The sequence below is a fragment of the Vreelandella aquamarina genome, assembly GCF_020075495.1.
GTDB classification, from domain to species: domain Bacteria; phylum Pseudomonadota; class Gammaproteobacteria; order Pseudomonadales; family Halomonadaceae; genus Vreelandella; species Vreelandella aquamarina_A.
This window is the reverse complement of sequence record NZ_JABYQT010000004.1, coordinates 398891-413502: the sequence shown is the minus strand read 5'-3', so window position 1 is coordinate 413502 and position 14612 is coordinate 398891. Positions and strand designations below refer to the sequence as shown.

Here is a 14612-nt window from a genome sequence, read left to right as displayed (position 1 = left end):
CGGTGCCTGCTGCTTACCGAAGTAACGTATAAGGGCCTCAAAAGGATTCGCGACGGTAAGGCTATTGCGCTCGGGGAACGCCCCATGAGCTTCTTCACTATACGCTTCATATTGGTCAAGCATTGGTGTAGGTAGCACCATTTCGCTTAAAGATGCCACCCCATATAATATTTACGCTTTGCTCAACCACTTTACGTGCGGCAAAAACATGTACGGTACTCTGTTCTGGCAAAAGCTGACGTTCTTCGACTTAGTAGTGAATCATGCCAACGATGCCGCATTTTTTGCCTGATAAGCCACCATGTCGATCTTTCCAAGCTGTGGCGTGAGCTTACAACGCTGGCGACTCCACGGAAAATCGACTTGGGCCTGGCGCTGTTTTTCCCCTTCGTTTTCCTTCCAAGCTTCCAGATCAAGATCGCGCCAGTATCGAGGGTCGCGCCCGGTTTGCCGGTCATGTTCAGCCGTCGTGGGGTCGAGGTGGCGAAAGGGTTCCAATCGCGGAACATCGGGTAACGGTTGGCTGACATCCATATAGCGTTGCAGCATGTCCCATGTCGCACGGACTTCATGCTGATGCTCCACGATGGCACTCAATGAGGTCTGGTTGAACTGCTTGCCGGTGTAGCGATGCACAAACATAAGCCGATAAAAGATACCGCCCCGTTGCACCACTCGCTCCACGTAGGCATCGAATTCGATGAAGGGGGCAACGAGTGGCGCCTTTCTTCTACCTTGAGAAAAACTTACCATACCCGTTTGACGGTTGAGTTCACTTTGGCGGTTTTCCAGATAGCTATTGCCTTGCTTAGCCAACCACCCTTTAAAAGGCTTTGTAAGATAAGCACCACCTCGAATAATGCTATTCATTACAGACTGACAGGTGTAAGCACCTATAACTGCTGCGCCTAATATCCCCCCCCCTGCTATAATAAGAGCAATAAATATAGCAAGCACCGCGTTATAGTCATAACCTTGCATATAAACAACAGTTATATATGACAGATAAAAGGGAAAAGACAATAAAAAACATAAATAAAAAAAAGGAAAAGCCATTAATAAGACAGAAAGCCCTACTTGGCTTTTAATAAAGCGTATTCTTAGATGATCCCACCACCAATCATCTGATTCATAAAATTGCTTATCTTTCTCCTCCATATGCTGCACCAACTCAGCATCTGCACAGACCTGCTGGTAGGGATCGATATGAGCATAATCACCAAAAGGCAACAGCTCTTCGCCGACACGACCTCTTTTCTTGGGTGCTTCCGGCAACGGGGGGATTATTTCGCTTGTATAGGCCCCCGACATATAGGCAGAGAAAGCAGCTTTATTCATACCTGGAACTCCTCGGTATACCAGTATTGCGGCGCCTGCTGCTTACCGAAGTAACGTATAAGGGCCTCAAAAGGATTCGCAACGGCAAGACCACCTCGCTCGGGGAACGCCCCATGAGCTTCTTCACTATACGCTTCATATTGGTCAAGCATTGGTGTAGGTAGCACCATTTCGCTTAAAGATGCCACCCCATATAATATTTACGCCTTGCTCAATCACTTTACGTGCGGCAAAAACATGTACGGTACTCTGTTCTGGCAAAAGCTGACGTTCCTCGACTTAGTAGTGAATCATGCCAACGATGCCGCATCTTTTGCCTGATAAGCCGCCATCTCGATCTTCCCAAGCTGGGGTGTGAGCTGGCAACGTTGACGACTCCAAGGAAAATCGACTTGGGCTTGGCGCTTCTTCGCACCTTCGTTTTCCTTCCAGGCCTCCAGATCAAGATCGCGCCAGTATCGAGGGTCGCGCCCGGTTTGCCGGTCATGTTCAGCCGTGGTGGGGTCGAGGTGGCGAAAGGGCTCCAATCGCGGAACATCGGGTAATGGCTGGCTGACATCCATATAGCGTTGCAGCATGTCCCATGTCGCACGGACTTCATGCTGGTGCTCCACGATGGCACTCAATGAGGTCTGGTTGAACTGTTTACCTGTATAGCGATGCACGAACATCAGCCGATAAAAGATACCGCCCCGTTGTACTACTCGCTCAACATAACCATCAAATTCGATGAAGGGCGCAACGAGCGATGGCTTTTTCTTGCTTTGAGTGAAACTCACCATGCCTGTTTTACGATTGAGCTCACTTTGGCGATTTTCCATATAATCATTTACTCTTTTATCAAGCTGGCTCCGAAAAGGCATCGCCGGTTTAGCCAGCTTACTCATCAACCCGTTAGTCAACATTGGGCCAATTGTTCCCCAGATATAAATTCCAATCCCTACTGAGCATATCAAAGACAATATCGCTAAAAAGACATTAAATTTCTCAACAAACATTGCTATTTGCACAGACGAATAAAAGACCACACCAAATAACAAAATAGCAATAAAGTAAGGTATGAGAATAATGAGTAAAGAAACCCCAGTGCTTTTACTCAGAAACCTTATACATTTATTATTCCACCACCAGTCATCTGATTCATAGAACTGTTTATCTTTTTTCTCCAGATGCCGCACCAACTCCGCATCTACACAGATCTGCTGGTAGGGATCGATATGAGCATAATCACCAAAAGGCAACAGCTCTTCGCCGACACGACCTCTTTTCTTGGGTGCTTCCGGCAACGGGGGGATTGTTTCGCTTGTATAGGCCCCCGACATATAGGCAGAGAAAGCAGCTTTATTCATACCTGGAACTCCTCGGTATACCAGTATTTCGGCGCCTGCTGCTTACCGAAGTAACGTATAAGGGCCTCAAAAGGATTCGCGACGGTAAGGCTATCACGCTCGGGGAACGCCCCATTTATCGCTGCGGGCTAGCTCACCCAGCCAGTTCATGGCATTGGCGTCACCCGCCTCAGCCGCACGATGGAGCCACTTGAGCGCCTCTTCTTCATCGGGCTCTTCAACGTAGTAATAAATATGATAGAGCGCACCCATGGTTTCCGCGTCACCCGCTTCCGCCTTGGGCAGTGTGAGTTCGAGCGCCTCTTGGGGCCAGTCGTCGCCATTGTCCGGGCAAACATCGCCCAGTTCGCAGGCGCCACCGTCGAACAGGCGAAGCATGGCATAGGGCTCGCCATGCTGGGCGGCCTGGTAGTACCAGTCCAGTGCGGCGGTATTCATATTTCCCATTACTAATCGGCGATTGGCTTCACCCAGGTAATACATGGCCTCTGCATCACCTGCTTGTGCTGCTTGTTCTAAATAGGGAATAGCGGTTTTCGGCCTGCTAATACTATAGAGCCGCATACCTTCATCTTCGGCGGCTTGCGCTTCATCGCCCAACGCCCAGGCTGGTGGTAGCATTAACGGCGTTAAGAGCAAGCTGGCTAGGGTTACCAGAAGACCGGCGCGAGGAAGTAACATCATCAGGGGCCAAACTTCTCGGGGAAATAGGAGAGCGGCGGTTCCAGACCCAGCCACTCGTCTTTCATGCGTTCGCCTTCGGCGCGTTGTTCGGGTGTAAGGCTGTCGCAATAGACTCGTAGTGCTCGCTCTGAGGAAGTACCCGGTACTTCCTCATTTCTGGCCAGCATAATCGCCCATCCTTTCGCAGGCTGTTTTTCTACCTGACACATTTCTCGTCCTTGTGCTTCAGGTTCGATATAACAAGATGCGACCCATTGCCTACCATTAATATGACCTGCCTCTGAGGCTTGAAGCATCCACGCCCAAGCATCTTCATATCGCTCCAAATAGCTCAAAACGACGGCCAAATCATTCATCCCTGGCGCATACCCTGCCTCGGCTGCCCGGCGAAACCATACCTCCGCAGCCTCTAAACGCTCTGTATCGCTACTGTAAGCATCCTTATCATCACGTGCGAGTTTGCCCAGCGTGTTCATGGCCCAAGCATTGCCCGCCTCGGCCGCGCGATTCAACCACGTAAGCGCTTCTTCTTCGTCAAAGTCTTCCACGTAGTAATAAATGTAATAAAGTGCCGCCATGGCTTCCGGCTCACCGGCTTCCGCTTGAGGCAGCGTGAGTTCGAGTGCCTCCTGCGGCCAGTCATCGCCGTTTTCCGGGCAAACGTCGCCCAGCTCGCAGGCTCCACCGTCAAACAAGAGCAGCATAGAGTAGGGGTCGCCGTGTTGGGCAGCTTGGTAATACCAGTCCAGCGAGGCCTGGTTCATATTGCCCATCACCAATCGGCGGTTGGATTCACCCAAGTAGTACATCGCCTCCTCATCACCCTCTTCAGCCGCCTGCTCAAGAAATGGGATAGCTGAATCTACTCTTCTAATACCGTAAAGGCGCATCCCCTCATCTTTGGCGGCTTGCACTCCCTCGTCCAACGCCCAGGCTGGTGGTAGCGTTAACGGCGCTAAGAGCAAGCTGGCTAGGGTTGCCAGAAGACCGGCGCGAGGGAGTAACATCATCAGGGACCAAATTTCTCGGGAAAATAGGAGAGCGGCGGTTCCAGACCCAGCCACTCTTCTTTCATGCGCTTGCCTTCGGCGCGTTGTTCGGGGGTAACGCTTTCTCCGAAAACTCTCAGTTGTCGTTCAGAAGAGGTTCCAGGTACTTCCTCGTTGATGGCGCTTAAAATTGCCCAGCCTTTAGCCGGTTCTGGTGCTGGCGCTGAATGACACAAGTTCATTCCCTCTCCTTCAGGTTCAATATTACAGGCGCCCAACCAGCCACGGCCATTAATATGTCCAGCTTCAGATGCCCTTGTTATCCACTCCCAGGATTCTTCATGCCTATCTAAACGCCCTAAAACCACTGCCAGGTTATTCATTCCTGGCGCATACTCCGCTTCGGCTGCTCTGCGAAACCATACCTCCGCCGCTTCAAGCTGCGCAGTTTCACTTTCATAAGCATCCTCATCATCACGCGCGCGTTTGCCCAGCGTGTTCATGGCCCAGGCATCGCCCGCCTCGGCTGCGCGATTCAACCACGCAAGCGCTTCTTCTTCGTCAGGGTCTTCCACGTAGTAATAAATGTAATAAAGTGCGGCCATGGCTTCCGGGTCGCCAGCTTCCGCTTGGGGTAGCGTGAGTTCGAGCGCCTCCTGCGGCCAGTCATCGCCGTTTTCCGGGCAAACGTCGCCCAGCTCGCAGGCGCCGCCATCGAACAGGCGCAGCATGGCGTAGGGCTCGCCGTGCTGGGCGGCTTGGTGATACCAGTCCAGCGCGGCTTGGGTTAGCCCCATATGACGCAAGCGATCAACTTCTCCTAGGTAATACATCGCCTCCGCATCACCCGCTTCTGCGGCTATTTCCAAATAGGGTGGGCTCTTTGAACGTTGGTGTGCGTTGTAAAGCCTCATACCCTCTTCTTTGGCGGCTTGTGCTTCCTCATCCAACGCCCAGGCTGATGGTAGCGTTAATGGCGTTAAGAGCACGCTGGCCAGAGTTGCCAGAAGAACGGTGCGAGGGAGTAACATCATCAGGGGCCAAATTTCTCGGGAAAATAGGAGAGCGGTGGCTCCAGGCCCAGCCACTCGTCTTTCATGCGCTCACCTTCGGCGCGTTGTTCGGTTGTGAGCATTTCTTTGTAATATTCAAGACTATCGTTGGAATAGGCCCTTGGAATTTCTTCATCAATAGCCAACATAATTGCCCAGCCGATAGCAGGATTCGGTGCTGGCGCTGATTCACATAAATCGCGTCCTTCTTCTTCAGGTACGATATGGCATGAAGCTCTCCAGCGCCTACCATTTATGTGACCTGCTTCAGAAGCCTCTGTCATCCATTCCCAAGCTTCATCATTACGTCCTAAATTACTTAAAATTGCTGATAGATTGTTCATGGATGGCGCATATCCGAGTTCAGCTGCTCTGCGAAACCATACCTCCGCCGCTTCAAGCTGCGCAGTTTCACTTTCATAAGCATCCTCATCATCACGTGCGTGTTTGCCCAGCGTGTTCATGGCCCAAGCATTACCTGCCTCGGCTGCGCGATGCAGCCACTTGAGCGCCTCTTCTTCGTCAAAGTCTTCCACGTAGTAATAAATGTAATAAAGTGCCGCCATGGCCTCCGGGTCGCCGGCTTCCGCTTGGGGCAGCGTGAGTTCGAGTGCCTCCTGCGGCCAGTCATCGCCGTTTTCCGGGCAAACGTCGCCCAGTTTGCAGGCGCCGCCATCGAAGAGGCGCAGCATAGAGTAAGGATCTCCGTGCTGAGCGGCCTGGTAGTACCAATCCAGTGCGGCCTGGTTCATATTGCCCATTACCAAGCGGCGGTTGGCTTCACCCAAGTAGTACATCGCCTCTGCATCACCCTGTGCGGCTGCTTGTTCTAAATATGGAATAGCTGATTGCGGCCTACTGATACCATAAAGCCGCATCCCCTCATCTTTGGCGGCTTGTGCTTCCTCATCCAACGCCCAGGCTGGTAACGGCGTTAAGAGCAAGCTGGCCAGGGTTGCCAGAAGACCGGTGCGAGGGAGTAACATCATCAGGGGCCAAACTTCTCGGGGAAATAGGAGAGCGACGGCTCCAGGCCCAGCCAGTCATCTTTCATGCGCTCGCCTTCGACGCGTTGTTCGGGGGTAAGGCTATCGTGATACACCCGAAGCGCTCGCTCTGAGGTTGTGCCTGACACTTCTTCTTGAATAGCAAGAAAGATAGCCCATCCTTTGGCTGGCTCTTGTTCAACATGGCATAATTCACTTTCGGTAGGATCGATATAGCAGGACGCGAGCCATTGCCGTCCGCTTATATTGCCTGCTTCAGAGGCTTTAACCATCCACTCCCAAGCTTCTAGGGAGTCCCCTAAACTGTTTAATGTAGCAGCAAGATAACTCATTGAAGGCGCATAACCTTCTTCCGCCGCCCGACGAAACCACTTTGCCGCTGCTTCTTGGGCCTCAATATCGCTCGCTCCGCTTCTTATTTTCCGCCCCAACCAAGTTTGGGCTTCTACATTCCCGGCTTCAGCAGCTTCCAAAAGCCATTCACCAGATGCCTCCTCGTCTTCCAAACTTGCATAAATCGAATAAAGCGCGAACATCGCAGCCGCATCCCCTGCCTCGGCTTTTGGCAATGTGGCCGCTAAGGCAGTCCCTAGCCAGTCATTACTATTTTCCGGACACATATCACCGAATTGACAGGCTTGACTAGAATGTAAACGCAGCATGGCATACGGTTCTCCTTGCTGAGCAGCTAGGTAGTACCAATCCAGCGCAGCTTGATTCATGTTTCCCATCACTAATCGGCGATTAGCTTCGCCCAGATAGTACATTGCTTCTACATCACCTGCTTCAGCCGCTTGCTCAAGAAATGGTATGGCCGAATTTGCCTTTCTAATACCGTAAAGGCGCATCCCCTCCTCTTTGGCGGCTTGCACTCCCTCGTGCAGCGCCCAAGCTGATGGTAGCGTTAATGGCGTTAAGAGCACGCTGGCCAGGGTTGCCAGAAGACCGGCGCGAGGGAGTAACATCATCAGGGGCCAAACTTCTCGGGAAAATAGGAGAGCGGCGGTTCCAGGCCCAGCCATTCATCTTTCATGCGCTCGCCTTCGGCGCGTTGTTCGGGCGTAAGGTTATCGTGATACACCCGTAGCGCTCGCTCTGAAGAAGTACCCGGTACCTCCTCATTTCTAGCGAGCATGATTGCCCAACCTTTCGCAGGCTGTTTTTCTACCTGACACATTTCACGCCCTTGTGCTTCAGGTTCGATATAGCAAGATGCTACCCATTGCCTACCATTAATATGGCCTGCCTCCGAGGCCTGAAGCATCCACTCCCAAGCTTCTTCATATCGCCCCAAATAGCTCAAAACCACGGCCAAATCATTCATCCCTGGAGCATACCCTGCCTCGGCTGCCCGGCGGAACCATACCTCCGCAGCCTCCAAGCGCTCTGTATCGCTACTGTAGGCATTCTCATCATTGCGTGCACGCTTGCCCAGCGAGTACATGGCCCAGGCATTGCCCGCCTCGGCCGCACGCTTCAACCACGTAAGCGCTTCTTCTTCATCAGGATCTTCCACGTAGTAATAAATGTAATAAAGTGCCGCCATGGCTTCCGGGTCGCCGGCTTCCGCCTGGGGCAGCGTGAGTTCGAGTGCCGCCTGCGGCCAGTCATCGCCGTTCTCCGGGCAAACGTCGCCCAGCTCGCAGGCGCCGCCATCGAACAGGCGCAGCATGGCGTAGGGCTCGCCATGCTGGGCGGCCTGGTAATACCAGTCCAGTGCGGCCTGTGAAAGACCTCGGCTAAGCAGTCGATTCGCTTCGCCCAAATAATACATCGCTTCCGCATCGCCACTTTCGGCGGCAATTTCAAGTGGCGGCTGCATCCTTTCCCACTGATGAATACCCCATAACCGCATTCCTTCCTCTTTGGCACCTTGCGCTTCGTCATCTAGTGCCCAAGCAGACGGTAGTGTGGCAGGGATTAAAAGTAAGCTAGTCAGTACAGCTAAAAGGGTTGATCGCATGACGTGATTCCTTGATCGGTTACTTTACTGAGTAGCGCATACTTCGGTGGCTAAGCCTGCGGCATAGCGGCGGTATTCTTGTTTAGCAAATCTAACGTCTTCATCGCCTGTGTCTGAAGTCCGTTCCATAAAACCTTCCAAATCACGTTTACGGCGTTCGTAAGCATGCCTTGAGTCATCGTGCCATGGCTGGCCATCCTCGCTCATCCGAATGAGCGCCTTGGCAAATAGGTACTGCGAAGGAGTGGGATCTTCCTGACTAAAACGACATAGCGTGCCGTAAACGCCCGTCGTTACGCCCTCCACGATCCACCCCAGACAGTTGGCAATGGCGATTTGCTGAAAGTCCAATGCCTCTTCGGAATTGAATGAATCTTTACTACCGAGGCTTCTACCTCTGCCGGGGGTTTCAATTTCGAACGCTCTTGGTTCGCTGATTAGCAGATGTAACAAAGCCCCCAGCGCCTCGGGCGTTAGTTGCTGAACCCAGCCACGCATTTGATCTTGCCGTGGATCGTTGGTAATAACATAAGCAATCGGCCCCGCATTCTGCCCACCCGTCATGGCACGGTAGATCTGCTCGATACCGGCCTTGCCGCGTGCGGCGAGAAGCCCTACGTTCAGCAATGTCGTGGCAGCGAGATAGCCGAGAAAGCCAAGGGTTTCGTAGGCTTCTTCATCGACCCACTCGGGCTGAACGTAATTATTATCCACCATGGCGCGGTGGAGCATGGTGAGCCACAAATCGAGGCTGTCTACGTCCAGGTCGATGGCCAGTGACCCGCCAACGCCTTTGCCCACGACCAACCGAGCACTCATGACGAGTGTGAACTTACCGCCCTGCATACGTAAAAGAAAACCGGCCTTTGCCCCTATACCGATGGATACCTCGCCGCCCAACTTGGCATTGCCGAGGCTTCGCCATCCCGTGAGTGACCGGCTCGCCCCCTGCATGGTAAGGTCTGATAACGCGGCGCGTGTTGGCAGCAAGCGCTGAAGATTTTCCGGTGGTTCCCAGTGCAAGGCGCAGCGTGTCTCGATGCCGAGCTTAGCGCCCGCAAATGCATCGAACTCTGCACCTTGAGCTTCGCGCTTGGCCCAATCGACCCCGGTGATGCTTAACCCATCTTTATCGAAATCAAAGCCCAACTCGCTTGAAAGTACCGCGCTTGCTCCGGCAAACCCTTTGGCCACCGCATCGAGCACAACGGTATAGCGCCCTAGGTTGCGCATTTCATTACGTTCAGCCAGTTCGATACTGACCGGCAATGCCTGAGATTTTTGAGGTAGCACCAATCGCCCCAGAGGGAGTTCGCCCCGTGCCAAGCTAATCTTGCCTTTGCCTTCCCACCCGTAAGAGAGCTTTGCAGCGGTCTTATCCTTGTCATCCAAGGACCACTCACCGACCGTATCTCGTTCAAGCTCCAGTTGGTCATTGCGCGTGACGCTGGCTTCTAATTTTTTCTCGAACGTCAGCTCACCATCAAAAAACGTCAGACTGCCGGACTGCGCCTCGGCATTCCAAGGGGCATCACGCTCATCTTCTGTCCGCTCTTCGTTAAGGTCAAACTGCGTCATCCCGACCAGTCGCAGCATTTGTGCTTGTGCACTGGCATCAAAAAGCCTCAATGAATCACGACCAGGGCCGGTAAAGAGTATCTTCTGGAGAGCTTCTCCCCAGCGGGTTTTGTTATCACCCGTGAGTGACTCCACCTCGTAATGGTGGCGTTCCAAATAGGAGAAGAGATCGTCTGGCTGGAAAAAACCCAATATATCTTCGTGCCAACTGAGCTGGTGCTCGATGCTCTCGCAGCCACGCGAAGCCAACCACTGAGTCAACGCCGTTTCAGGCGCCTCCCATAAGGTGGCGGGCAGTACGCCATCAGCGCTGAGCGACTGATTCAAACGTTCGCGTTCGTTTTCTGACATCAGAGGCGCCAGTTGCCATAAACTGATATGGCTTAGAGATTTTTCTCCCAGCGGCGAGCTGAACTCGCGAAGCGGAAATTCTCGGCGTACAAGCCGCTCGATTTTACGTTTTTCGTAACCCAGCGAATGTCGGTCGTCGTTCAGGTTCGTATTCCATATCAGGACCCGCCCCGGCTCCATCTGCTTGACCGCTCCACTGGCCGCTTCAAACAGCTCATCCAACTGATCATGAAGTCTTGCGTACTGCTGGCGCTCTTGTTCGAAGAGAAAAACAGGCAGTTGGGCACGACCTGCCGTTCCGGACTCCCATTCGCGCAGTTTTTGCTCTACCGACTCATTGAGCTCAGCGCTTTCTCTCAATAAGCGGCAATAGGTATCGAAGCCGTTTATGCCATCCTTTACATGTGAACCTCCACCGGAGGCACTGGAGAGTGCAAGCTCTGGCGTGGCAATGCCAAGTGCAGCGAGTTTTAAAACGCTTTCGAGATAATCGTGATACTTTTCTGTTTGCTGTTCGCTCAGCTGCTGTACATAACCTACCAATTGGCAAGCCTGCGCGGCCTCGACGGGCGGATTGGATTCACATAGCTGAATAAAACGCTGATACTCTGCCAAGACCTCCTGAAGTGAAAAAGGAGTAGCAGACCCTTGGCTGCCCGGATTGAAATGGTACTGACGCTGAGCCTGCTGACGGCATACACGATACGCCTCCAAGGCTTGGGCGATTTCCTCCTCCCAAGGGCCGTAATACGCCTCGCCTTCAAGTGAATAACCTTGCTCCTCTGCCCGCGCGACTCCTTGCAGGTACAACTCACGAAGCTGGCTTTCAATGTCAGTGATTTCACTATTCGAAAAGAAACGAGCAACGTGATCCAACAAGCCCAGCGTACTCATATCCCAGAGCACATCACTTAGACCGCGCTCATGAGCGATTCGCTGTTGTACTGACGATAAGTCTTCTGACGTTAGCGCAACCAGTCGATTGAAATTTTCGATATATCGCTGGCGTTCGGACTCGTTTAAGAAACTTTCGGCTCTGCTAGGCAGCAGGCATTCCATTAAACCAGCTTCATTCGTCAGAAGGTCAAGGCGGGTCTTCTTATCCTCTGTGCTTGCCCACTCCCTTAAGGTTTCAGATGCTTCCATCAACGCATCTGAAACCTCTTCAGTAAGTAACCAGAATGTCCGCGTTCCCGGTATGTAAATAATATCGGCCCAGCAATTCTCTTCACACACATGCGAGGCATTCTCGCCGGGACTCTCGCCTTCTGAAGCTGGCGGCTCGAATACATTGACCACCACAGGGTCCAGACGGCGTTCTGAAGATTGCGAGGCACTCATACAAAATGCTCCAGTTGTTGTACCTTCTGACGTGATGGAACCGGCTTACTAAGCACATCTTCTATTTGAGTACTAAACATTTCGCGCTCATCTGTTATAACAGGCAATAGCCGTTTTAAATGATCGGAACGAGTAATACCGGCTGCCATCAAGATCTTCATTTTGATTAACCAAGAGGCTTGTACATCACTAAATGGTCTATTTGTCATACGGCTCAACCACCAGGCTTGCTGACTTTCCTTCAACGCTACTTCCATCTTGTTGGTCAGATGTACTGCATCGCTCGCATTAGACGTTTCGGGTTGAGCCTGCCAAACAAGCCATTGGCCTTGTGGCGTGGGCGTTGCTACCAGCTGAAACGGGCTCATCCAGTGTTCGTAAACGCTGGACGGGGCACTGGCGAGTAGCGCCATCCATGCGGCGGGCTGCTGTAGATTGATGAGCGACTTTCCGCCATGCGGGTCGGCCAACACGAACAAGGGGCGCAAATGTTCAGCCAAGCTTTGCAGGGTTTGACCTGACGCGGGCAAACACGCCCATCCCAGACGTTTTTGGCAAAGCGTTTCAGCGTAGTGCCAAGCCTCACTCCCTTGGTCTGTCTGCACTAGCCAAGGGCTTGCTTCTAAAAGAGGTGAAAGCGCTGTTCCCGCAAACAGCGTTAAAAAATCCGGCGTGCCTGGGAGCCCCAGTATCGATCTACACTGTTCAGGCGAGCGCCGTTGATCGAGCACGAAAAAACCGTGCTTGCCCGTTGTTAATGCCGGGAGATTGTCGATTATCTGAGAGCGCTCGGCGATGCCATTCAACCAGCCAGACATGGGCAATCCTCGCGGGTGCACTGGGTGTCATTGATCTTGCCGCACAGCGGCATGATGGCCGCGTCGCTGAGCTGGTAGTCCTTGAGCTTGGGCAGGGAGGTGGGCGGTATGGCCTCATGCACCTCCGCCATCGCATGCCCCGGCAGCAGCGGGCCTTCGGCGGCCTGGCCGGTGCCGTTGCCGGGGCTACCGCCGGCGTTCACCTTGATGTTGGGGCCTGAAATGGTGATGCCGCCGCCGTCCAGCTTGAGAAAGCTGCCGCCGGCGTTGAGGGTCAATTCGCTGCCGGCTTCCAGCACCACCTTGTGCCCGGCCTTGATGTGCAGTTCTCGGCCGCTTTCGCTGAGCCAGGCCTGGCCGGCGTTGATATGCAGCGTGCCTTGCACGGTCAGGTGCTGCTGGCCTTCGGCGTGCTCGAACCGGTTGCCGTGTACCGTGTGGTGGTCATCAACATCGATCTCGCTGATACGGTCGTTGTGCACCTTGAGGTAGCTGTCGTTGCGAATCTCTTCTGTGCGGTCGTTGAGCGTCAGAAGCTCCAGGTCTTTCTGGGCGTGGAGCCAGATCTGCTCTTCCCCGGCCTCGTCTTCGAAGCGCAGTTCGTTGAAGCCCTCGGCCTTGTGGCTCTGGGTGCGTAGCACCGTGCGGGTCTTGTGCTCGGGCAGCGCGTAGGGCGGCTGGTTGACGGTATGATACGTGCGCCCGGTGACCAGCGGCTGGTCCGGGTCGCCTTCCAGAAAGGAAACGATCACTTCGTGGCCAATACGCGGGATGGCAATGCTGCCGTAACCGCCACCGGCCCAGCCCTGGGCCACGCGCACCCAGCAGCTGGCTGTCTCGTTAGGTTCGGCGTAGCGGTCCCAGGGGAACTGGACCTTGACCCGGCCGTGCTCGTCGCAGTGAATTTCTTCGCCTTCCGGGCCGACCACGAACGCGACCTGGGGGCCGTCTACACGGGGCTTGGGATTGGGCGTGGCGCGCCAAGGGACGTCGCCGGGCATCAGCGTGACCTGGTTGGCGTAGCGCGTCATGCCGCTGGCATCGCTGTGCGTCATGCCATCTTCTTCCAGCGCCTGAGGCTGTTCGCCCGTGTGGTGGACGGCCACCACCTGCCAGTCGCGGTTGAGGCTTTGCGTGTCGTGGTCGGCCAAGCTGAAACGTACGCCGGGGGCGAGTTCCGGCAGGTCGCTTTCGGCACTCGCCGTGATGGCGTCGCGGCGCAGCTGCTCCAGGCGGATGCGAGTGAACGGCTCTCCCGAGGCGTCCTGCTTGTAGCGGCCGGGGTAATCGAAGTGTTCGTAGTCGGTTTGCTGGCCGTGGGCGTCCACGTCGCGGCCCAGGTGTTCGTGCAGCTGGGCGTAGGCCGGGTTCTTGAAGCTGTAGTCTTTCAGCGAGGCGGTAGCCGCGGCCACGCGGGCGGTGTGGCTGAGTTTACGAACATGGCGCGTGGGCGCGGTGCCGCCAGCGCGGCTGTGGTAGGTTCGCTCACCCAAATTCGCCAATACTTGAGGGTCATCGGCAAATACCAGCCGGTGGGCGCTCTCTTCAAATTCATGGAAGTAGAACAAGCCCTCTTCGGCGGCCAGGCGTTCGATAAACGCCAGGTCGGTCTCGCGGTACTGCACGCAGTACTCACGCTCCGGCAGTTCGCGGGTAACGGCAAAAGCCACGTCGGTAATCCCGCGCTCATCGAGAAGGGTATTGATGATGGTCAGCGGGTCGACTTTCTGGAAGATACGCGAGTTGTGGCGCAGTGAAAGCCGCCAGAGCGCGGGGCGCAGCACCAGGGAGTAGAAGGTGCGCCGGTGGCCGCGGTCGCCGCGGCCAAACTCGCTGACGATACCGTGCACCTGGCGCAGCGCTTCACCATCCTGCCAGATGGTGAGCGTGGCTTCGCGGTCCAGCAGCTCCGCGGCGTCCAAGCTGCCGTCGCGGCTGGCCAGGTTGAGCACCAGCTCGAAGGGCTGGGAGAGCGCTTCGCGGTGGGTAAAATCGATGACCGCGATATCGTCAACGCCGGGTAGCGTGAGTGTGAATTGCAGTCCGGTGCTGAGCGCCATGCCCCCTCCTGGAAAAACTGGATAAATGTGCCAATCACTTAGGTTAAGCGTCACGTTTAATACTGCAACCCGTTCAGGCTAT

At 54.3% G+C, this 14612-nt stretch carries 11 protein-coding genes; all 11 read right to left on the bottom strand.

Annotated features, from left to right (window positions below; all coding sequences use genetic code 11):
* Positions 1-261 precede the first annotated feature (261 nt).
* A complete protein-coding gene (locus HW452_RS09410; protein WP_224105846.1) occupies positions 262-1338 on the bottom strand; it encodes a hypothetical protein in 1077 nt (358 codons plus the stop codon).
* A 290-nt stretch (positions 1339-1628) separates the two neighbouring features.
* Positions 1629-2687, bottom strand: a complete 1059-nt coding sequence (locus HW452_RS09405) for a hypothetical protein (RefSeq protein WP_224105845.1) — start codon at positions 2685-2687, stop codon at positions 1629-1631.
* A gap of 93 nt (positions 2688-2780) precedes the next feature.
* Entirely contained in the window at positions 2781-3125 is a 345-nt protein-coding gene (locus HW452_RS09400; protein WP_340162677.1) for a hypothetical protein, read from the bottom strand.
* Positions 3126-3370: 245 nt separating this feature from the next.
* Positions 3371-4285 carry a tetratricopeptide repeat protein gene (locus HW452_RS09395; protein WP_224105843.1) on the bottom strand — a complete coding sequence of 305 codons (915 nt, stop codon included), beginning with the start codon at positions 4283-4285 and terminating at the stop codon, positions 3371-3373.
* 95 nt (positions 4286-4380) lie between these two features.
* Complete coding sequence (locus tag HW452_RS09390) at positions 4381-5274, bottom strand: tetratricopeptide repeat protein (protein ID WP_224105842.1); 894 nt, start codon at positions 5272-5274, stop codon at positions 4381-4383.
* 119 nt (positions 5275-5393) lie between these two features.
* Positions 5394-6401 carry a tetratricopeptide repeat protein gene (locus tag HW452_RS09385; protein WP_224105841.1) on the bottom strand — a complete coding sequence of 336 codons (1008 nt, stop codon included), beginning with the start codon at positions 6399-6401 and terminating at the stop codon, positions 5394-5396.
* The gene (locus HW452_RS09380) at positions 6401-7267 is read right to left on the bottom strand and encodes a tetratricopeptide repeat protein (protein WP_224105840.1); all 867 of its coding nucleotides are present in this window, start codon (positions 7265-7267) and stop codon (positions 6401-6403) included. The genes HW452_RS09385 and HW452_RS09380 overlap by 1 nt, the downstream gene beginning before the upstream one ends.
* Before the next feature lie 119 nt (positions 7268-7386).
* Positions 7387-8274 (bottom strand): tetratricopeptide repeat protein, encoded by an 888-nt coding sequence (locus HW452_RS09375; protein ID WP_224105839.1) that lies wholly within the window; start codon positions 8272-8274, stop codon positions 7387-7389.
* A 132-nt stretch (positions 8275-8406) separates the two neighbouring features.
* Positions 8407-11652, bottom strand: a complete 3246-nt coding sequence (locus tag HW452_RS09370; protein WP_224105838.1) for a hypothetical protein — start codon at positions 11650-11652, stop codon at positions 8407-8409.
* Positions 11649-12470, bottom strand: coding sequence for a DUF4123 domain-containing protein (locus HW452_RS09365; protein ID WP_224105837.1), 822 nt, complete (start codon positions 12468-12470; stop codon positions 11649-11651). The genes HW452_RS09370 and HW452_RS09365 overlap by 4 nt, the downstream gene beginning before the upstream one ends.
* Entirely contained in the window at positions 12455-14530 is a 2076-nt protein-coding gene (locus HW452_RS09360) for a type VI secretion system Vgr family protein (RefSeq protein WP_224105836.1), read from the bottom strand. Before HW452_RS09360 ends, HW452_RS09365 begins: the two co-directional genes overlap by 16 nt.
* Positions 14531-14612 lie beyond the last annotated feature (82 nt).